This window comes from Shewanella sp. T24-MNA-CIBAN-0130 (assembly GCF_040310185.1).
Lineage (GTDB): Bacteria > Pseudomonadota > Gammaproteobacteria > Enterobacterales > Shewanellaceae > Shewanella > Shewanella psychromarinicola.
Window position 1 is genome coordinate 19,461 of sequence record NZ_JBEOPP010000028.1, and the last position, 20,738, is coordinate 40,198.

At 41.7% G+C, this 20,738-nt stretch carries 21 protein-coding genes; 10 read left to right on the top strand and 11 right to left on the bottom strand.

What is annotated here, in order from left to right:
* Positions 1-62 precede the first annotated feature (62 nt).
* A complete protein-coding gene (locus AAEZ02_RS12425; protein ID WP_351123296.1) occupies positions 63-1,661 on the bottom strand; it encodes an AMP-binding protein in 1,599 nt (532 codons plus the stop codon).
* Positions 1,662-2,170: 509 nt separating this feature from the next.
* Here AAEZ02_RS12425 and AAEZ02_RS12430 point away from each other — a divergent pair.
* Positions 2,171-4,756: a TonB-dependent receptor plug domain-containing protein gene (locus AAEZ02_RS12430; RefSeq protein WP_124012339.1), complete on the top strand. Its 2,586-nt coding sequence runs from the start codon at positions 2,171-2,173 to the stop codon at positions 4,754-4,756.
* Between the two features lie 82 nt (positions 4,757-4,838).
* Here AAEZ02_RS12430 and AAEZ02_RS12435 read toward each other — a convergent pair whose 3' ends face one another.
* A complete protein-coding gene (locus AAEZ02_RS12435) occupies positions 4,839-5,369 on the bottom strand; it encodes a thioredoxin family protein (RefSeq protein WP_372491488.1) in 531 nt (176 codons plus the stop codon).
* 138 nt (positions 5,370-5,507) lie between these two features.
* Here AAEZ02_RS12435 and AAEZ02_RS12440 point away from each other — a divergent pair, with 138 nt between their 5' ends.
* The gene (locus AAEZ02_RS12440) at positions 5,508-6,125 is read left to right on the top strand and encodes a LysE family translocator (RefSeq protein ID WP_351076756.1); all 618 of its coding nucleotides are present in this window, start codon (positions 5,508-5,510) and stop codon (positions 6,123-6,125) included.
* Between the two features lie 218 nt (positions 6,126-6,343).
* Here AAEZ02_RS12440 and AAEZ02_RS12445 read toward each other — a convergent pair whose 3' ends face one another.
* Entirely contained in the window at positions 6,344-6,670 is a 327-nt protein-coding gene (locus tag AAEZ02_RS12445; RefSeq protein ID WP_101034392.1) for a DUF3144 domain-containing protein, read from the bottom strand.
* Between the two features lie 72 nt (positions 6,671-6,742).
* Positions 6,743-7,294 carry a prepilin-type N-terminal cleavage/methylation domain-containing protein gene (locus tag AAEZ02_RS12450; RefSeq protein ID WP_372491490.1) on the bottom strand — a complete coding sequence of 184 codons (552 nt, stop codon included), beginning with the start codon at positions 7,292-7,294 and terminating at the stop codon, positions 6,743-6,745.
* An 89-nt stretch (positions 7,295-7,383) separates the two neighbouring features.
* On the opposite strand from AAEZ02_RS12450, the gene ung reads away from it, so the two are divergent.
* Positions 7,384-8,043, top strand: a complete 660-nt coding sequence (gene ung, locus AAEZ02_RS12455; protein WP_124012335.1) for a uracil-DNA glycosylase — start codon at positions 7,384-7,386, stop codon at positions 8,041-8,043.
* Between the two features lie 101 nt (positions 8,044-8,144).
* On the opposite strand, the gene ispB is transcribed toward ung, so the two are convergent.
* Complete coding sequence (gene ispB / locus AAEZ02_RS12460) at positions 8,145-9,116, bottom strand: octaprenyl diphosphate synthase (RefSeq protein ID WP_351076750.1); 972 nt, start codon at positions 9,114-9,116, stop codon at positions 8,145-8,147.
* A gap of 404 nt (positions 9,117-9,520) precedes the next feature.
* Between ispB and rplU the strand changes: the two genes are divergently transcribed.
* The 7 genes from rplU (at position 9,521) to AAEZ02_RS12495 (ending at position 13,758) form a co-directional block, all read left to right on the top strand.
* On the top strand, positions 9,521-9,832 hold the full coding sequence (rplU, locus tag AAEZ02_RS12465) for a 50S ribosomal protein L21 (RefSeq protein WP_011638532.1): 312 nt from the start codon (positions 9,521-9,523) through the stop codon (positions 9,830-9,832).
* A gap of 16 nt (positions 9,833-9,848) precedes the next feature.
* The gene (gene rpmA / locus AAEZ02_RS12470; protein ID WP_006080527.1) at positions 9,849-10,103 is read left to right on the top strand and encodes a 50S ribosomal protein L27; all 255 of its coding nucleotides are present in this window, start codon (positions 9,849-9,851) and stop codon (positions 10,101-10,103) included.
* Positions 10,104-10,302: 199 nt separating this feature from the next.
* On the top strand, positions 10,303-11,469 hold the full coding sequence (gene cgtA, locus AAEZ02_RS12475) for an Obg family GTPase CgtA (RefSeq protein ID WP_351076743.1): 1,167 nt from the start codon (positions 10,303-10,305) through the stop codon (positions 11,467-11,469).
* Between the two features lie 20 nt (positions 11,470-11,489).
* Positions 11,490-12,248 (top strand): threonine/serine exporter family protein, encoded by a 759-nt coding sequence (locus tag AAEZ02_RS12480; protein ID WP_101034396.1) that lies wholly within the window; start codon positions 11,490-11,492, stop codon positions 12,246-12,248.
* Between the two features lie 55 nt (positions 12,249-12,303).
* Positions 12,304-12,774 carry a threonine/serine exporter family protein gene (locus AAEZ02_RS12485; protein WP_101034397.1) on the top strand — a complete coding sequence of 157 codons (471 nt, stop codon included), beginning with the start codon at positions 12,304-12,306 and terminating at the stop codon, positions 12,772-12,774.
* A 19-nt stretch (positions 12,775-12,793) separates the two neighbouring features.
* Positions 12,794-13,276, top strand: coding sequence for a type 3 dihydrofolate reductase (gene folA, locus AAEZ02_RS12490; protein WP_101034398.1), 483 nt, complete (start codon positions 12,794-12,796; stop codon positions 13,274-13,276).
* Positions 13,277-13,371: 95 nt separating this feature from the next.
* The gene (locus AAEZ02_RS12495; RefSeq protein ID WP_351076735.1) at positions 13,372-13,758 is read left to right on the top strand and encodes a DUF3718 domain-containing protein; all 387 of its coding nucleotides are present in this window, start codon (positions 13,372-13,374) and stop codon (positions 13,756-13,758) included.
* A 345-nt stretch (positions 13,759-14,103) separates the two neighbouring features.
* Here the strand turns inward: AAEZ02_RS12495 and AAEZ02_RS12500 are convergent, their stop codons facing one another.
* The 6 genes from AAEZ02_RS12500 to surA form a co-directional block, all read right to left on the bottom strand.
* Positions 14,104-16,125 carry a methyl-accepting chemotaxis protein gene (locus AAEZ02_RS12500; RefSeq protein ID WP_351076732.1) on the bottom strand — a complete coding sequence of 674 codons (2,022 nt, stop codon included), beginning with the start codon at positions 16,123-16,125 and terminating at the stop codon, positions 14,104-14,106.
* Between the two features lie 156 nt (positions 16,126-16,281).
* A complete protein-coding gene (locus tag AAEZ02_RS12505; protein WP_351076729.1) occupies positions 16,282-17,100 on the bottom strand; it encodes a symmetrical bis(5'-nucleosyl)-tetraphosphatase in 819 nt (272 codons plus the stop codon).
* 3 nt (positions 17,101-17,103) lie between these two features.
* Entirely contained in the window at positions 17,104-17,484 is a 381-nt protein-coding gene (gene apaG, locus AAEZ02_RS12510) for a Co2+/Mg2+ efflux facilitator ApaG/CorD (protein WP_101034402.1), read from the bottom strand.
* 48 nt (positions 17,485-17,532) lie between these two features.
* Positions 17,533-18,339 (bottom strand): 16S rRNA (adenine(1518)-N(6)/adenine(1519)-N(6))-dimethyltransferase RsmA, encoded by an 807-nt coding sequence (rsmA, locus tag AAEZ02_RS12515; protein WP_101034403.1) that lies wholly within the window; start codon positions 18,337-18,339, stop codon positions 17,533-17,535.
* Positions 18,340-18,348: 9 nt separating this feature from the next.
* On the bottom strand, positions 18,349-19,332 hold the full coding sequence (gene pdxA, locus AAEZ02_RS12520) for a 4-hydroxythreonine-4-phosphate dehydrogenase PdxA (RefSeq protein WP_101034404.1): 984 nt from the start codon (positions 19,330-19,332) through the stop codon (positions 18,349-18,351).
* A 9-nt stretch (positions 19,333-19,341) separates the two neighbouring features.
* Positions 19,342-20,646, bottom strand: coding sequence for a peptidylprolyl isomerase SurA (gene surA, locus AAEZ02_RS12525; protein ID WP_124012330.1), 1,305 nt, complete (start codon positions 20,644-20,646; stop codon positions 19,342-19,344).
* Positions 20,647-20,738: the final 92 nt, after the last annotated feature.

Here is a 20,738-nt window from a genome sequence, read left to right on the forward strand (position 1 = left end):
TGAGTGACCTGACGTTTTACCAACATAACGCTCTACTTACTCGATCTCTACTTACTTGCTCTCTATTTACGGAGCTCCCGACGCAAAATTTTGCCAACTGCACTTTTTGGTAATTGTTCTGTAAACTCAATAATTCGTGGCACTTTATATGCAGTCAGTTGGCTGCGACAATAATCTTTAATGATTTGTTTTGTCTCATCAATATTCGTCGATTGTTGTTTTAGAACAATCACGGCTTTTACTGCTTCACCAGAACGTTCATCTTCAACCCCCACCACGGCACATTCGAGCACTAACTCATGGGTTGATAGCACATCTTCGATTTCATTAGGATAAACGTTAAAGCCAGAGACAATAATCATATCCTTTTTCCGATCGACAATGGTGTGATAACCATCTTCACTCTCAACCCCAATATCGCCAGTCTTAAAAAAGCCGTCTTTGGTCATGACGTTAGCGGTTTCTTCTGGCTTATTCCAATACCCTAGCATCACTTGCGGGCCACGCACGGCAAGTTCGCCAGCTTGTCCGACAGCGACCTCATTATCATCTATATCCAGTACTCGAACTTCAGTCCCTAATACTGGTTTACCAATAGTGCCAAGGCGTTGATATCCTGGGGCATTAATGCTGACTACCGGAGATGTTTCAGACAAACCATAGCCTTCTGAAATCATACAACCTGTGGTTTGCTGCCATAAATTAGCCGCTGCACTGGTTAATGCCGTACCACCCGAAATGGTTATTTTCATTTTACTGAAATCTAGGGCTTTAAATTCTGGTTGATGGCATAGACCGACAAATAATGTGTTTAAGCCGGCAAACCCGGTAAATGGATAGGCCTTCATGGTATTGATTAGCCCAGAAATATCACGAGGGTTTGGAATTAATACTGAGCAACCACCGGCCTCAAAATACAACACTAAATTAACCATAAAAGCATAGATATGATAAATCGGTAATGGTGCGACAAATACATCATGTCCTTCGGTCATGGTGCTGGCAATTCGTGACTTTACTTGGCCAGAATTGGCTAAAAGGTTGCCATGGTTGAGCATAGCGCCTTTGGACAAACCTGTTGTTCCACCTGTGTATTGCAATGCAATTAAGTCATCGTGGGTTGGTTTTACGGGGTGGTATTGATGTTGGGCTCCTTCCGCTAACACGGCGATAAAGGTGACTTTATCGAATAACGTATCTGGCTGTTGTTGTGGCTGAATAAGATCCATTGCGTGGGTTGAAATAACCAACTCTACTGCTGTTTTGCTGATGACGTTGGGTAAGGTTGGCAGTAAATCAGATAACACAACTAAGGCTTTTGCACCTGAGTCGTTAAATTGATGAATAAGTTCGCGCTCGGTGTACATTGGGTTGGTATTGACTAACACCATTCCCGCACGAATCGCGCCATAAGCTGCGATAACAAACTGAGTAATATTAGGCAGCTGGATTGCGACTCTGTCGCCCGGTTGCAACGAGGTGCAATGCTGTAAATAACTGGCAAAATGGCGAGAATTTCGTTCTATTTCAGCAAACGTAGTGCCTTTTCCAAGACAGGCATATGCCGTGTTATCTGCATACTTGTCGCAAGCTTTTTCGATTAAATCAACTATGGATGTGTATTGGTGTAAATCAAGTATTGAATCTGCATCATATGCCATACATACCACCTTAGATATTTTTGGTTATTATTTTTGGTTATTATTTTTGATTATTAGTAACAAGTATAAATCAAACGTCCGTTTAGATTATTTTACTAAGCTACACGGGTCAATATTAATTGGCAAAGATTGACTGAAATTGAATCGGAATTAGATGATTCACGTTAGATGTTTTTATTTAAAACTCTCGTTATAAAAAACACGGTTTTAAACGTAAAATTATGGTTACAGTTGAGTTTTATAGAGATTGTGTTGTAAAAGTTTACTTATTGAAAATAATTTTTTGTGTGATCTATGTCACTAAAAATCAACTGCTTAGGTTGTGTTTTTGTTAACACCTATTTAGCATGTGCTTATTTATCCAAAAAAGTGTTAGTAATTGTAATTTAATTGTTATAAAAATGTATTAGAAATAGGGAATGTTTCGATAGGGAGAGACATGTTTTTCACTCATTTTTGTGAAAAATATCGTCGACAAACAACAATAATAAGCAATTGAGAACATAATAATGATTCAATCAAAAAAATCTAAATTTGGTATCAGCTCTCTGAGCTTAGCCATTTCATTTGCACTTGCCGGAACGGTTATTAGCTCTCAAGCTTTTGCTGAAGATGAAGACATCGCAAAAAAAGAAAATGTCGAAAAAATCGCAGTCGTAGGTTCTCGTGCGGCACCTCGTTCGATTGGTGATTCACCGGTTCCAATTGATATTATCAGCAGTGATGACCTGAAAAAAAATGGTTCGACTGACATGATCGATATGTTAGTGACATCAGTGCCTTCTTTTAACTCTCGAGCACAACCTATTAGTGATGCCGCGACGCTTGTTCGCCCGGTCAACTTACGTGGCCTCCCGTCTGACAGTACGCTTATTTTGGTCAACGGAAAACGCCGTCATCGTGCTTCCGTTATTGCTTTCCAAGGTGGTGGCATTAACGATGGTGCGCAAGGCCCTGATATTTCAGTGATCCCTGGTGTGGCATTAAAGCAAGTTGAAGTATTACGTGACGGTGCTGCGGCGCAGTATGGATCCGATGCGATTGCGGGTGTGATGAACTTCGTATTAAAGGATGCTTCTGAAGGTGGATCAATTACTGTTAGTCAGGGTGAATATTACGAAGGTGACGGCGCAGCAACCACCATTGACGGTAATATTGGTTTACCTTTGACGGATGATGGTTTTATTAACCTCAGTGCACAATATAAAACCGCTGATGCGACTAGCCGCAGTGTACAACGCCCAGATGCCGCAGCGATTGCCGCAGCGGGTAATACATCCATTCAAGACCCTGCGCAAACTTGGGGTAACCCAGAAATCAATGATGATTTTACCGTATTTGTAAATTCAGGCTTTGATATCAATGACAACACCCATTTATACGCTTTTGGTAATGTGTCCTCACGCAAAGCGACGGGTGGTTTTTACTATCGTAATCCACAAGATCGTAGTTTGGTTTATTCAACAATCAATCCAAATGATCCAGATGATCCAGATGATGATACGAGAGAGCTATTGGTTGGTGCGATAAATGGCGACCAATCGACTTGTGGTGTTATCTCTGCTGAAGTACCAAACGTGCTTAATACGCCAGAGTATCAAGCGATGGTTGCCGATCCGAACTGTTTCTCAATGAACCAAATCCGTCCAGGCGGGTATACACCTCAGTTCACCGGTAAAATTGAAGATATGTCTTTCTTCGCTGGTGTAAAAGGCGAGTCTGGCGAGTGGATGTATGATGTGAGCGCAGGTACGGGCAGTAACAAAGCCAGCTTTGGTTTAAAGAACTCATTAAACCCATCAATGGGTTTAGATACACCAACTGACTTTGATACTGGTTCATACGAGCAAGTCGAAACAACTGTTAACATAGACTTTAGTCGTTTCGTGACTATTGGTAGCTTAGAAGATATTAGCTTTGCTACTGGTTTTGAATGGCGTGAAGAGTCATTTGAGATTGGTCAAGGTGATGAAGCTTCATGGATTGCAGGTCCTTATGCTGATCAAGGCTTCAACATTGGCTCACACGGCTTTAAAGGTTTTGGTCCAGAATCAGCCGGTAAAAATGACCGAAGCAACATTGGTGTTTATACCGACATTGAAGCGTATTTAACCGAAGACTTATTATTAGGCTTTGCACTGCGTTATGAAAATTTCTCTACTTTTGGCGACACATTAAACTACAAGTTAACCGCGCAGTATGTTGCAACCGATGAATTATCATTTCGTGCTTCACACAGTACTGGTTTCCGTGCGCCAACTGTGGGTCAAGAAAACGTAGTGAACACTCAAACATCGATTGTTAACGGTGACTTGATCCAAACCTTTACTGCGCCGCCAACCAATCCTTTATCTGCTTTTTATGGGGGTGAAGTACTTAATCCAGAAGAGTCTGTTAGCTATGCAGCTGGTTTTGTGTATCAATACGATAACTTGTTCTTAACGGTTGATTACTACAACATTGAAGTAACCGGTCGCATTGCACAGTCAAGCCAAATTTCGGTTGAAGCCAGTGACTATGATGCATTAAGAGCTGCCGGTGTTGAATTCCCTGAGTTAATCTCGGCGGTAACTTTCTACACTAATGATTTTGATACAACGACTCAAGGTGTTGATATTGTAGGTACTTATATGACAGAAATGCTGTCAGGTGATGCCAAATTTAGTTTAGCCTATGGTTGGACAGATACCATTGTTGATAAATTTGATCCTGAAACAACGGATGCAGGTAAGGTTCGTCGTTTAGAAGATGGTATTCCTGCACACCGTGCCACCCTTACTTGGGGCCAAAGCTGGGATGATTTAAGCATGTCAGTTCGTGGTAATGTCTTTGGTGAGTACTATGCAACCCATGCTGATGATACCTCTGCTGCTGGGTCTGAAATGGCTGATGCTGCAGTGACTATCGACCTTGAAGTCAGTTATGCGGTACTTGATAACCTAACGGTATCAGTGGGTGCAAACAACATCTTCGATCAAGAAGCGCAGAAGCTAAAAGACGGCACTTTAGGTGCGTTAGGTGCGGTGTACTATGAAAGTGGTCCATTCGATTACAACGGTGGTTTCTACTATGGCCGTGTAAACTATCGCTTCTAATTAATTGAAGTGGCAATGAGCGTTATTGGCTCAATGACAAAAAGACTGCTGCGGCAGTCTTTTTTTATTTTCATACTGCCACTTAAGCACCGTTCGGGTTGGCTAACGATAAAGCATGGTAAAGGTCGTCAATAATAAGTGCTTTAGGCAGCTCAATACCATTTGGATAGGCTGGGCCATAGACTTTATTATATGGGGTACCAGCAACCGCTTGCAGGCCCATATACTGCTCAATAACAGTATCAGCTCGGGTCCAGTTACCTTGCATTAAGATAATGTGCCGTTGGTTTAATGTATTGACCACTTGCTCGCGATGAAGCACATTGGCTTTATTGGTTTGGCAGGGCACACACCAGTCTGCCGTAATATCAACCAACACGATATTTCCTTGTGCCACATAGTCAGCAATTTTTTGCGGTTCAAGTGGCTGCCAATTCAATGTTTGGTAGGCTTGATAGTCTTCACCTTTATTAATAAAGGCAATAACACCGGCAAAACAGATCCCCATGAAAATGAGCATAACGATCACTAAGGTCGGGATCGGTTTGCCCTTTATTTTTGCCCAAATCAGTATGACTACGGCGCTGAACATAACCAAAAGTAATATCATCATTAATGTCGCCATAGGTTTCCTGTGTAAATGCTTTATCATCTCGTGGAGTTTCAGTACATTAGCATTGTCGGCTTAACTGGTTGTTAAAATGTATTTTGTACAAAGACTCATGATTGTTCATTGTAAATAAGAGGTGTTATGACGTTAAGTACTTGGCTGGGACTCCTCGCTATTTGTTGTTTGGGAGCAATGTCCCCAGGACCTAGTTTAGCTATGGTAGTGAGGCATACGCTCAGTGGCGGAAGATTACATGGCGTTGTGTGTGCTTGGGCGCATTCGATAGGGATTGGTGTGTATGCGTTAGTCACTTTACTAGGACTGGCCGCAGTATTAAAGGCATCCCCATTAATTTTTAATACCATAGCCATCATCGGGGCGATTTACTTAGCGTGGATGGGGATTAAGGCTCTAGGGTCTAAAGGCGGTATGCAGCAAAAGTTGGCTGCGGGCAAACCTACAGGTCTGTGGATTGCAGCAAGAGATGGTATTGTTATTTCGTTATTTAACCCAAAGATATTACTGTTTTTCTTAGCCTTGTTCAGTCAGTTTGTGTTAGCGGCTCAGACCGTTACCGGTCAAGGTTTGATTGTGCTTACGCCGTTAATTATTGATGGCTTGTGGTATACCATTATTGCATTCGTGTTATCACATTCAGCTGTATTACCTAGGTTACGTGAAAAGACCAAGCTGATTGACAGGCTTTCTGGAATTGTATTGATCCTGCTTTCTATTAGGGTTATCTACACTCTGTTATAGCGCGTGCGTTTGAGGTGCTTAGACTAATAAATGATATTGGCGGCAATAAAATGCAATGGTTAGAGTGAAAAGTGAATTGAGACGATGACATGTGACGCTTATATTTGGCAACAGTTCGTGGTCAGTGATGAGCAAGGCGGTCATTAACAATAATCCCTAGCAGTAATCTGCTAGGGATTATTGTTACAACTAATCATCTGTGGTGCGTAGAATGAATGTTAGCCGCCTTTAAACTGTTGCACGCTATCATCGCCTTTTTGTTCTTGTTCAGGTGCAGCGACAGGAGGGTTAGCGATATGGTCTTCTAAGTTTTCTTTTAGCATGGCTTTAAATTCATCAGAAAACCAAGCTAATGCATGATCTTTTTCAGCGGCAAGATCAGCTGATTTAATTGAGGCTTCGAACGCATTAAAGCGTGCAGAAGCAAATCTCATTGCTGTACCGACTTTACCAATATCATTTTCTTGTTGGCTTAGTTGATTGGCTAGGGCAATAAATTGGTCAGCTACTTGATACATTGTTAATTCTGTTTTGGCTTCAGACATTAGATCCACTTTGTTGGTAAGTTAATTTTCTACTGAGTGTAACGTCTTTAATTGAAAATATCAGGTAAAAAATTATCGATTGGGATCTGAATCTACCAACACTTGGCCGTTACGTGAATCATAATATATCGATATAAGCGGTAGTAAGTTGAAGTAATAACGGCATTGGTCTGGGTTGATATATTGAGCTTGGTAATCAGATGTATCTTTATTAGCACTGCTCGATACGCTGGGACCATCCTGCAACAGAGTAGGCCAGACGGAAAGGCAGTCATTAACATTATTCAATCTTGGCGAAGCTTCGTAAGGTGGATAATTTTGTGCAGGGTAACCCCATTGGTTCATATCAAGTTCGCCATCGGTTCCAGCTTGACTGAAAATAGCTAGATTATCTGCTGGGCCTGAATACCCCATGGCGGCCCATTTTATATGGGCCAAGGTTATTGCCGAAGAAAATGCCCCGCCAGTGGTTTTTACACTGGCTATTCTAGCGTCTTGGCCTAAATCGACGAACCTAGGCAAAGCGATAATTGCGATGATCCCAAGTATGATAATAACCACGACAAGTTCAATAAGGGTAAAACCGTTATTAGCAGTGCTTTTGTTATTATGTAATGGCATCATATTATTCATAAGGGTGATTAAGCTGTTAATAGTAAACCAAAGACTAAGTGGTTCACAAATTTGTCGTTTTCTTTTAAGGAATACATTGAATGACTTCTCATTGGCAAGAGCTGTTTGAGCAACAACAATCTCAGGCATATTATCAACATTTGCAAAGCTTTATAGCCTCACAAAGGGTCAATAATAAAACCGTTTATCCACCTGATGATGAAGTATTCGCGGCTTTTGATTTAACACCGCTGTCAAAGGTTAAAGTGGTGATATTGGGGCAAGACCCTTACCATGGGCCCAATCAAGCTCATGGGTTGTCTTTTTCGGTTAAAAAAGGCATAAAACCGCCGCCATCATTAGCGAATATCTATAAAGAATTACGTAATGATATTGAAGGCTTTGTAATACCCGAACACGGCGATTTGACCCCATGGGCTAAGCAAGGAGTATTATTATTAAATACCGTGCTGACGGTAGAGCAGGGGGTAGCTCATTCACATGCTAAATCAGGCTGGGAGGTGTTTACTGATAATGTATTGAGTCGATTGAATCAGCAATCATCGCCCATTATATTTGTGTGTTGGGGAAATCATGCGATTAAAAAAGGTCGATTGATTACCGCACCTCATCATGTGCTGCAGGGGCCACATCCATCGCCATTATCTGCTTACCGTGGTTTTTTTGGCTGCGGTCATTTTTCAAGCGTAAATAAAATATTATTTGAACAGGGTAAAAAACCCATTAATTGGCAAGTTTGATAACAAAAAAGAAGGCGTGAATATGATATTCACACCTTTTTTTCAATACATCGTTATCAGAAAATCAATGTCATCGCGAACCATTCAGTTTTTAGCTACTGCTAATTATTGCGATTAACCGACAAGTGAGCTAATGAAATTAATGCTTGTTTGTAGTCATTTTCTGGGAAAATACTCAGTGCATCAATGGCTTTTTGTGCTTCGACTTGAGCTTTTTCTTGAGTATAAGTCAAGGCTCCAGACTCATCTAATGCGACTAAAATGTCATCAATTACTTTGGTTCCATCGCTATGCTTAATAGCGTCTCTAATCAATTTTCTTGCTTGATCAGAGCCGTTTTCCATTGCGTAAATTAACGGTAATGTTGGTTTCCCTTCAGCAAGGTCATCGCCAATGTTTTTGCCTAGCTCGTCGGCGTTAGCCGTATAATCGAGTAAATCATCGGTTAATTGAAAAGCCGTGCCGAGGTATTTACCGTAGTCAGCCAATGCTTGCTCTTGTTCTGGACTAACCTTAGCTAATACGCCGGCTAATTGAGTTGCCGCTTCAAATAACTTTGCCGTTTTACAGTAGATAACACGCATGTAGTTTGCTTCGGTGGTATCTGGGTCATTACAGTTCATCAACTGTAAAACTTCACCTTCTGCGAGCACGTTAGTCGTATGGGCAAGGACTTTAAGCACTTTCATGTTGTCTATCTCGGTCATCATTTGAAATGAGCGAGTGTATAAAAAGTCACCTACGAGCACGCTCGCGCTATTACCAAATAAAGCATTGGCCGTTTCACGGCCCCGACGCAGCGTCGATTCATCAACAACATCGTCATGTAATAAAGACGCTGTATGAATAAATTCAATAATTGCCGCAAGCTTAAGGTGATGTTCGCCTTGGTAGTCAACAGTTCGGGCGGCTAATACTGATAATAACGGGCGTAAACGTTTACCACCGCCATTGATAATGTAAAAGCCTAATTGATTGATTAGGGCTACATCAGATTCAAGTTGTTTGTATATCAGCTGATTGACTGCTTGCATATCAGTGTCAGCCAGTTGACGAATGGCGTTTAAATCCATAATAGTCTCTGGTTGTTGGGCGACAGGCTTTGCACCCTTAATTAATCATATCGAATTAGAGCGCATATCTTACAGGATATCAGTGCTATTTTTCAAAGTATGTATTTCCACAATTGAGCCGACAGAATCCTGATTTTGCGATAGTTTGCTGGATTACTCTCAATTCACCTATAAAACGTAGATCTAAATGAACACAACCATGTTAACTAAATTTTAAAGATGACACATTAGCTATTAATGAATAGTGTGCAGTAATAAGGTCTTTTTTATTTGAGAGTGAATTATGACTTGCCTGATGATAATTCTTCGCGTAGAATCCGCGCCCATTGTCATTAAAAGTTTTTTAGCACCTAGTCTCGTCAATAATATGAGTTAGTGTGTTAGTCATTTGGAGTAAAATAGCCATGTACGCTGTTTTTCAAAGTGGCGGTAAGCAACATCGTGTTGCTGAAGGTCATACAGTTCGTTTAGAAAAATTAGAAGTTGCTACTGGTGAAACCGTAGAATTCGATCAAGTTTTATTGATCGCTGATGGTGAAACAGTGCATGTTGGTGCTCCTTTAGTTGCTGGCGGTAAAGTCGTAGCTGAAGTAGTTGGCCACGGTCGCGGCGAAAAGGTAACTATTATCAAGTTCCGTCGTCGTAAGCATCACGACAAGAAAATGGGCCACCGTCAGTGGTTCACTGAAGTTAAAATCACTGCGATTAGCGCATAATTTAGGAGTCTAACTCATGGCACATAAAAAAGCTGGCGGTTCTACTCGTAACGGCCGCGATTCAGAAAGTAAGCGTCTTGGTGTTAAGCGCTTTGGTGGTGAATCAGTTCTAGCTGGTAACATTATCGTTCGTCAACGTGGTACTAAATTCCACGCTGGTGTAAATGTAGGTATTGGTCGTGACCATACTTTGTTTGCATTAACAGACGGTAAAGTAAAGTTTGAAGTTAAAGGCGCTAATAACCGTAAGTTTATTAGCATCGAAGCTTAACTCTTTACAAGCTAGATCTCGAAAGCCCTGCCTATGGTGGGGCTTTTGTGTTTTTTATATCACTAAACTATTATAGATAGTTTGATGGTTTTGTTATATGCAGTAGGCGATATCGTGATGAATACTATCTTCAGCGCTTTCCTGCAAACCCCATTGATTTGGGGCTATAATTACAGATTATGTGGCGTCAGGAGTCAGTATGAAGTTTGTTGATGAATCGAATATTCGCGTAGAAGCCGGTGACGGTGGAAGCGGTTGCGTGAGTTTTAGACGCGAAAAGTATGTTCCCGATGGTGGCCCTGACGGTGGTGATGGTGGTGATGGCGGCAGTGTATATCTGCAAGCTAACGAAAACCTCAATACACTGATTGATTACCGCTTTACTCGTTTTCATATGGCTGAACGTGGCACAAATGGCCGTGGTCGTGATTGTACTGGCCATGGTGGTAAAGATTTAGTTCTTCAAGTACCTGTCGGTACTCGTGCTATTGATCAAGACACTGGTGAGTCTCTGGGCGATTTAACTGCTAATGGGCAAAAGTTACTTGTGGCTAAGGGTGGTTTTCATGGTTTAGGTAATACTCGTTTTAAGACCAGTACTAACCGTGCCCCGCGTCAAAAGAGCTTAGGTACCCCAGGTGAAGTCCGTTCATTGAAGCTCGAGCTTTTATTGCTTGCTGATGTGGGTTTGTTAGGCATGCCAAATGCCGGTAAATCAACCTTTATCCGCTCGGTATCACGTGCGACGCCTAAAGTCGCTGACTACCCGTTTACCACTTTGGTACCCAACCTTGGAGTGGTTAATCCGCGTCCAGGTCAAAGCTTTGTTATTGCCGATATCCCAGGTCTAATTGAAGGCGCTGCTGAAGGTGCTGGCTTAGGTATTCGTTTCTTAAAGCATCTTGAACGTTGCCGTATGTTGTTACATATAATCGATATCGAACCCATTGATGGTACCGATCCAGTGTATTCTGCTCGTGCCATTGTAGGTGAGCTTGAAAAATATTCTCCAAAGCTAGCAGCAAAACCGCGTTGGTTAGTGTTTAACAAAATAGATTTGATACCTGAAGATGAACTTCAGCAAAAGATTGATCAAATCGTTAATGAATTAGATTGGCAGGGTGATGTGTACACCATGTCAGCGTTCAACAGAACTGGCACTGAAGAGTTAAGCATTAAAGTGCTTGATTATATTAGAAGTTTACCGGCCATTGTTGAAGAAATAATCCCTGATGCAGACGTCGAATTCAAATGGGATAATTATCATAGTGGTGAAGAAGAAATTACCAATGAAGATTATGATGATGACTTTGATGATGATTTTGATGATGATGATTATGATGTAGAAGTCATCTACCAACGCTAAATTGCTCATTTGAGGATTTCGTGTACGAAGATAGCCAAAATGAAATTACCCGTCTTGTAGTGCGCTGTGCGCAACTACTGTTGGCCTATGGTGCTGAGTCTGATCTTGTTGAAGAGATTAGCCAGCGCCTTGGTAAAGCGCTAGGTCTTGCTAGCATTGAGTTATCGATTTCATCTAATGCATTAGTATTAACTAGCTTAGTACAAGGACGATGCGTTACCACGACCCGTCGTATTCGTGCTCATGGCATTAATATGATGGTGATTTGTGAACTTCAACGCATTTGTATACTGACAGAAAAAGGTATTTATGGTGCTAATGAAGTTCGTAGACGCCTCGCTCATATTACTCCTAAATCGTACCCCGCTATTGCTGTAATTCCTATGATTGGTTTGTCATGTGCAAGCTTCTGTCATTTATTTGATGGTGATCTGATGGCGTGCCTAATCACATTTTTTGCCTCATCGACTGGAATGATGGTGCGGTTATTTCTTGCCTCGCGGCATTTCAATTTATTAGTTAACTTCTCGCTGACCGCGTTTGTGATCACTGGCATTGCCCAAATTGGCTACATTTCCTCTATTACCGAAACGCCTCAAGCGGCAATGGCGGCAAGCGTGTTAATGCTTGTCCCAGGATTTCCACTGATTAATGCCATTTCTGATATGGTTAAAGGCCACATGAATGTGGGTATTTCTCGTTGGGGCCATGCGACCTTGTTAACCTTAGCATCGGTTATTGGTATTACCATTGCAATGCAACTAGGGGGCATTTTTTAATGTTAACCTTAGCATCGGTTGTTACCATTGCAATGCAACTGGGGGGCATTTTTTAATGTTATCCCTGCTGAGTTTACTGTTACATGATGCTTTTTTTTCGGCGATACCCGCAGTCGGTTTTGCGATGGTGTTTAATGTCCCTAAGCGCTATTTAATCTACTGCGCCATAGCGGGTGCCATAGGTCATAGTTCAAGAACTTTTTTATTAAATTTTTCAATGCCAATTGAATGGGCGACCTTTGTTGCAGCTGCGATTGTTGGCTTGATCACCATTCAGTTCGCTAAACGTCACCTTGCGCCACCATTGATGTACGCCGTGGCGGCTATTATTCCTATGGTGCCAGGTACCTACGCATTCAATACTGTCATCGCATTAATTCAATTAACGGCACAAAGCCAAGTCAGTCCAGAGCTCAGTGCTCAGGTCATCGTAAACGGGTTAAAAACGGTGTTTATTCTAGGTGCGCTTGCTGTTGGATTAGCGTTACCTAGCTTACTTTACTATCGCAACAGACCGATTATTTAACGACAAGGATTTTGATATAATGCGTATCGCGATGATAGCTGCTATGGCTAACAATCGAGTCATTGGTAAAGACAATAAAATGCCCTGGCATTTACCCGAAGATTTACGCCACTTTAAGGCCATGACGCTATCTAAACCCGTGGTGATGGGCCGCAAAACATTTGAGTCAATCGGGCGGCCATTGCCTGGACGGCATAATATTGTGATTAGCCGTGATAGTCAGCTGAGTTTTGAGGGTGTGTCCTGCGTGACAAGCTTTGATGAGGCTATTACCATTGCTGGTGATTGTGATGAAATCGTGGTGATTGGCGGTGGTCAGCTTTACCAACAAATATTGCCAAAAGCCGACGTTCTTTATCTTACTTTTATTGATGTCGATGTAGATGGTGACACCGTCTTTCCTGATTGGGATGATGGTTCTTGGGTTTTACAGAACTCAGAAAATGCAACAAACGACAAAGGATTGCAATATAGTTTTAACACTTTACACAAAAAGTGTTAAATTAGCAGTGTTTAACCCTGAAATTGGATGAACTGGCTATTTACACAATAAGCTAAGTTCATTGCTAAATAACTATAATTAGAAAGGAGTGTCAGATGCGTCTATTGCCTGTGGCTATTGCAGCCCTGATTGCAGCATCTTCTGTGTCAGCCCCTGTTATCGCCGATACAGATCAATTAGTTGCAAATATTTGTAATTATGTACAATCAGATGATAAACACCGTTTACGTAAAAAAATGAAACAAAATCGTGTTAAATTACGGAACGTTTATTCAGGTATTTATTGTGATGGCAGCAGTTTATTGCGTACTGCCTACAAGTCAAATGCTGACGATGTCGGGGAGTATATCGCTAAACGTTTACCCTCTTCTGACCTTGCCAATCCTGAAGCCGATGGTAAAACAATTTTAGATTGGGCTGCTGAAAATGGCCATAGTGAAAGTGCCATTAGTGCTGTGATCAAGGAACGTATAGGCGGTTAAGCCGCCCCGCTGATGGATTCTGATGATGTATCATCAGTCATCGAATGAGTACGATAATATAAACAAAATGCCGACATTATTTGTCGGCATTTTTTATTCTACGGCAAGCATTTATCAGCACAATATACGTACATCGTAATAGGTATTAGATTATATTATGTATTTAGATCGCATTATCTGTTTAGAGCATATTATCTGTTTAGATCATATTATCATTTTAGATCGCATTATCTGTTTAGCGCATATTATATGTGTAGATTATATCGTGTGCTTCATGACGTTATTCTACTAAACAAAAAAGGCCTTGTAGGCCTTTTTTGTTGTCGTGCAATACCATGATTGCTTTTACACTTTAAACTCGCGTACAGAGGCTTGTAGCTCTTCAGCAAGCACAGCAACTTGGTGACTCGATTGTGCTGTTTGGTCTGCTCCCGTCGATGTCTCTTCAGAAATCGCAGCAATGTGCTCGAGTTTTTCTGAGACTTGTTGGCTAACAATATTTTGCTCTTGTGCCGCTTGAGCAATATGGTTACCTGAATCGTAGGCTTTGTGAACAGACTTACTGATAGTTTCTAAGGCAATATTAGATTGCTCGTTCTTTTCAACACAGCTGTTAGCTTGGCCTCGACTCTGTTCCATTACTGCCACAGCTTCTTGAGTGCCGACTTGCAACACTTCAATCATTTGTTGAATTTCACTGGTTGAATGCTGGGTACGCGACGCCAAGTTACGCACTTCATCAGCAACAACAGCAAAACCTCGCCCTTGTTCGCCGGCCCTAGCGGCCTCAATCGCGGCGTTCAGGGCAAGTAAGTTCGTTTGGTCAGCAATACTACGAATGACATCTAAAATCGAACCAATAGAAGCACTATCGGAATGCACTTTGTTGATGACAATACCGGCTTTAGCGACTTCTTCAGCAAGCGCGAGAATGGTGTTTTTGCTTTCTTCTGCAAGCACACGCATGTGCTGAGCTTCCTGGTCGGCTTGTTTTATTTCATTGAGTGCTTGGTCTGCACTCATTGACACCTGTTGTGCACTTGAGCTCAGCTCTGTGGTTGCCGCCGCGACTTGATCAACTTGGCTTTTTTGCTCTTGAATACCAATGGTTGTCTGCGAGGTAATTGCAGAGGTTTCTTCAGCCGCAGCCGCTAATTGGTTTGAGCGATCAACAATTCCAACAATAAGACTGCGGAGACTGTCGACTAACCTGTTGCAGTTTTTGGCTAATTCTGCGAATTCATCGTGTCCCGTGTCATCCAATTTATGGGTTAAATCACCTGATGCCAGAACATTCAGGGCTTTATTGACTTTTTCTAACGAGCGGGTTAATGGTTTTACCACTGCAATACTGACAATAATGGCGACAATGATGGCGATTAATACCACTAATAAGGTTTTAATGGTTGCTGAATCGATAATTTCAATGGCTGCGTTACTGATCTCCATGGCAAAGTTATCGATTGATTTAGCGAGCACTGTCATTCTTTTATTGACTGTTTTTGCTGCACTTTGAGTGTTAGTAAGCATTTTAGCGGCAGCAAAATCATGATTTAGTTGCTTTTGTTTCAATGCCTGAATCGAATCTGCTCCATTCAGTAATTTAAGCACTTTCGCTGATTCAGTGGTGAGATCTTCTAAGGTTGAATTATTTACAATACCGTTACCTTGACGATTAATGTAGTCAAGTTTAGCCTTAGCTTCACTGGTTAAGTAATCCAACTCTTTGATGATCAGGTCATATTTGCTTTGTTCAGTAGCGGCCACAAGGTCATAAATAGTGGTGATCATATTGATAAAAGTACTGTCAATGGCGCTTGCTGTGGCAGCGAGGCTTTTCTCGGTATCGTTTTCACTGGTTTCAAGGTCAATGATATCCAGTAATATCGATGATGCATCGTCAGCGGAATTTTCGAAATTACTGCGTAGACTAAGTAATTGCTCTTGTTGACTTAGCGCTCTTTCACGCTCTGCGATCATGTTTACGGCACTTTTTTCATAAGCGCGGTAGCTTTTAGTGAGACCTATCAGAGGTGTTGTCAGTTGTGACTGGGATTTAACTAAGGTGTTTAGACGAGTCAGATCGGATTCAAATGTGTTATCTAAGTTGGTTAGCTTTTTCTCTATCGCTGGAATTTTCGATGAATGAGTACTGTAATAAGCAAATAGTGCTTCAATTTGCTGGGTGCTTAGGTTCTCACTTAAAATACTCGTGGTTTCAAGTGCAGGTAAACTGATAGTTTTAAGAATCGTCGTGCCATCTTTAATACTATTGTTACTCAGCATGTTCACACCACCGAGGACCATCAGTAACAGCGTCACCACAGTAAAACCGCCAATGACTCTGGTCGCTACATTTATTTTCATACAGTACTCCGGCTATTATTATTATTTGATGCTGATTTTTATCTTGTAAGTGCGATCGTATATTAGAATATCGAATTTATTAAAGGGTGGTTGTATCGATGGTAAGGTAATAAACGCTACAGTTAACTATCGGCTAAATGCTACTTTAGTTTAACGTTAAATTAACTTTTTTTGAGTGATTTTTTCATTTTTTTCAAGATGCCATAAGGTTAAGTGTTCTCCCCAGCAGCAGCCAGTATCTAATGCGAGAATGCGCGCATTATTAGTCTGGCCCATTAAAGCAGCCCAATGACCGAAGACTAGGGTGTATTGTGGTACTGTTTTTGATGGGAGTTCAAACCATGGACGTAATTGGGCTGAGTGTTGTTCGCTTGGCGGTGATTTACACTTAAAATCAAGATGACCATCGAGGTGCAAAAATCTCATCCGAGTTAATGCATTAATACCGTAACGTAGTCTGTCGATACCGGTTAATGTGGGGGACCACTGTTCTGCATCGTTGGTATACATTTGGGCAATTAATGCGGTTAAATAATCGTCTTGCTGCAATGCTAAGCTAACTTGCTTTGCTTCATGTTTAAGGGTTGCTATATCCCACTGAGGAGGCACGCCGGCATGGGTCATGATGATATTATGTTCGGGCAAGGTTCTGACTAACGGTTGTTGGCGGATCCAATTAACCAAACCATCAATATCGGGTGCATTGAGTAACGCTTCAAGATGATCTTGTGGATTGGCTCGCTTTAATTTTCCGTGCAGAGCCAATAAATGTAGATCATGATTACCGAGCACCACTTTAGCAGAGTCTTGTAATGACTGGAAAAAACGCAGAGTGTCTAACGATTCAGTCCCTCTGGCAATAAGATCGCCCACTGCCCAAAGTTGATCTTTGGATGGATTAAACGCTACTTTTTGGAGTAATAGTTGTAATTCGGAATTACAGCCCTGAACATCGCCAACAAAATAATGGGCCATGAGTTATTGAAGTATCCCCGGGACAGCAAGGCGAAAAGGTGGGATTGTCGCTAAAAAACGCTCTCCTTTATGATCTTCCATACCATAAAATCCTTGCATAAAGCCCACTGGCGTCTCCATCACTGTACCACTGGTATATTGGTAAGCAGTATTAGGCGCAATAGTGGGTGTTTCTCCGACTACACCAGGGCCTTTTACTTCATTCTGTTTGCCGTCAGCATTGGTGATAATCCAATGACGGTCTTTCAGGGTCACTTTGTTATCACCTAGATTGATGATGGTAATGGTATAGCTAAAAAGATATTTATTATCAGCGACATCTGATTGTTGCTCTAAATATTGGGTGTCGATTTTAATTTTAATAGGCGATTTAACTTGGCTCATATTACATCCTAAAGCGAAAGGGCATGCTCTTTATGCATACCCTTATGATTAATCTTTTTTGTCACACAGCATATTAGCCATTGCCACATATTGCGGGACACTAATTTGCTCTGGACGCAAACTCGAATCAACTTGAAGTGTTACAAAATCCTCGTCTGATAGTAATGTTTTCAAATTATTACGCAACGTCTTTCGACGCATATTAAATGCTGTCGTGACTAAGTGCCTTAATACGTGGACATCTTTACACGGCCAAGGTTTGACTTCAAAAGGCAATAATCTAATCACTGCAGAGTCAACTTTGGGCGCCGGGGTAAAGCTTTCCGGTGGCACTTCTAATACGGGTACCACTTGGCAATAATATTGTGCCATTACGGTTAAACGTCCATAAGCTTTAGTGCCAGGGCTCGCCGATAAGCGCAAGACCACTTCTTTTTGCAACATAAAATGCATGGTTTCTATTTGTTCAGCAAACTCAAACAAATGAAACATAAGTGGTGTTGAAATATTGTAAGGCAGATTGCCAAACACTTTCATTTTTTTGCCAGCTTGTTGCAACTGACCAAAATCAAACTGTAACGCATCACCTTGGTGAATGGTTAGCTTGTCTTTAAGTATTGGATGATATTGTAAGCGTTTAACTAAGTCGCGATCTAATTCAACCACGGTTAAGTTATCAATCATATCTGCAACAGGCTCAGTTAAGGCGCCTAGGCCTGGTCCAATTTCAACCATAACATGATTATTATCTGGAGCAATAGCGCCTACGATACTGCTAATCACGCCTTGGTCGGTTAAGAAGTTCTGTCCAAAACGCTTTCTGGCCGTGTGGCCTAAATGTACTTTATTACTCATTAAAATGGGTTACTTACTTTTTGAGGCCAATTCGATGGCTTTGTTTAATGCACAGGTAAAACTGCCGCAATCTGCTTTACCACTTCCAGCCAACTCGAGCGCGGTGCCATGATCGACTGAGGTGCGAACATAAGGTAAACCTAAGGTGATATTGACCGACTTACCAAATCCTAATGATTTAAGCACAGGTAATCCTTGGTCATGATACATGGCCAATACGACGTCAGCTTGTTCAAGATACTTAGGTTGAAATAAGGTATCTGCTGGCAACGGGCCAACAATATCCATGCCTTGTTCTCGTAACTCATTGAGCGCCGGTATGATGGTATCAATTTCTTCACGACCTAAGTGACCGTCTTCTCCTGCATGTGGATTGAGCCCACAGACATAAATTTTAGGTGAGCCTAAACCAAATTTGCTGACTAATTCGCGGTGCAAAATAGTAATAATATGATGCAATCGGTCGCGAGTAATCGCTTTTGCAACGTAGGCCAGTGGAATGTGAGTGGTCATTAGCGCCACTTGTAGACCAGGCGCGGCCAACATCATCACCACATCAGCACAGTTGGCTTGCAGTGCAAAATACTCAGTATGACCACTAAACGGGATACCCGCTTGGTTAATAATCCCTTTATGTACGGGACCGGTTACGACGGCGTCGAATTCATTCGACATATTTTTTTCACCGGCATAACGCAAGGTTTCTACTACATAGGCACTGTTTGCTTCATTCAACACACCACACTTAGCCTCTTCGGCTAATGTAAAAGGAGCAATGGTTAATGTTCCTGCCGTTTGTGGTTTCGGTGGCTGCGATGGTTGATAAGGCCTGAGTTGTAAAGGCAGTCCAAGCATTTTAGCTCGTGTGATGAGTAAATTGGGATCGGCACAGACAACTAGCTCAACAGGCCAGGCCTGTTGAGCGAGTTTGATGACTAAGTCGGGACCAATACTTGCTGGTTCACCTGGGGTGATGGCAATACGTTTAGTCATTAATTTTGCTTAGCCTCGTTTGCTTGCTGGCTCAACGATTTCGATATACGCTTCAGAACGCATTTCGTCTAACCAGGTTTGTAACTCTTCATTAAACTTACGACGGAAGATTAATTGATGAGCACGGTTGCTGTTAAATTGCTCTGTTGCATCGGTTGTACGACGCGATTCAAGTTGAACAATATGCCAGCCGTGCGTTGAACGGAATGGCTCACTGAATTGACCTTCTTGAAGACTCGAAAGGGTTTGAGAGAACTCTTGCACATACATGCTTGGGTCTGCCCAACCTAATTCGCCACCTTTAGCAGCAGAACCAGGATCTTCTGAATACTGACTGGCTAATTTAGCAAAATCAGCGTCACCAGAACGAACTTGAGTTAAAAAGTTGGCCAACATTGCTTTAGCACGATCTTCCGATAGGATTGGCGATGGCTTGAGTAGAATGTGGCGTGATTTTACTTCCTCAACTTCTTGGGTTTGCAAACCACGAGTGTCTACTACTTTAATAATATGAAAGCCGGAACCCGATTTAATCGGACCAATAATGTCGCCTTTTTTTGCGGTATTAATAACTTCTGCAAACAAGGTCGGCATTTCGTTAATGTTCATAAAGTCCCATATGCCGCCTTCTAATGCTTTAGGACCTGATGAAGACGCGATAGCTGTGCTACGGAAATCCTCTCCACCATTTAAACGTTTAAGCACGATATCTGCACGACTGCTAGCACTTTCGAGTTGTTCACTGGTTGGGCTACTTGGCACTTCAATCAGAATGTGACCAATTTGGAACTCAACATCTTTTAAGCCTTGTTCTTGAATTAATTTAACTAAGCCGCTAATTTCTTGTGGCGACACTTGAATACGGCGTTGCACTTGGATACGCTGAATTTCACCTAGGGTGACTTCTTGACGTAACTGTTCGCGATATTGGCTAAAGCTGGTGCCTTCACTTTCAATCGATTGTTGCATTTGTGCAACGGTCATTTTTTGTTCTTTAGCGATATTGGCAATGGTTTGGTCTAATTGCAAATCACCAATTTGTAAGCCGATACGTTCAGCCATTTGCATTTGCAAATGGGTTAAAATAAGGCGTTCAATAACTTGAGTGCGTAAAGCATCATCAGAGGGTAATGTTTGTTTCGCTGCTTTAGCATTGGCTTTAACAGTCGTAACCATGTTGGTTATTTCACTTTCAAGAATGATACCATCATTAATTTGTACTGATACGCGATCTAATGGCATTGGTGCTGCAACACTGGTATGGCTCACAGCCAGTGCTAGTAATGCAAAAATTATTTTTTTACTGTGTTTCATCCACAAAATCCTTGGCACATTCGATTCAATATAAACTGGCGATACATCGCCAAAATAAGGTTACTACTTCATACACAACAGCGTGTTTGTTG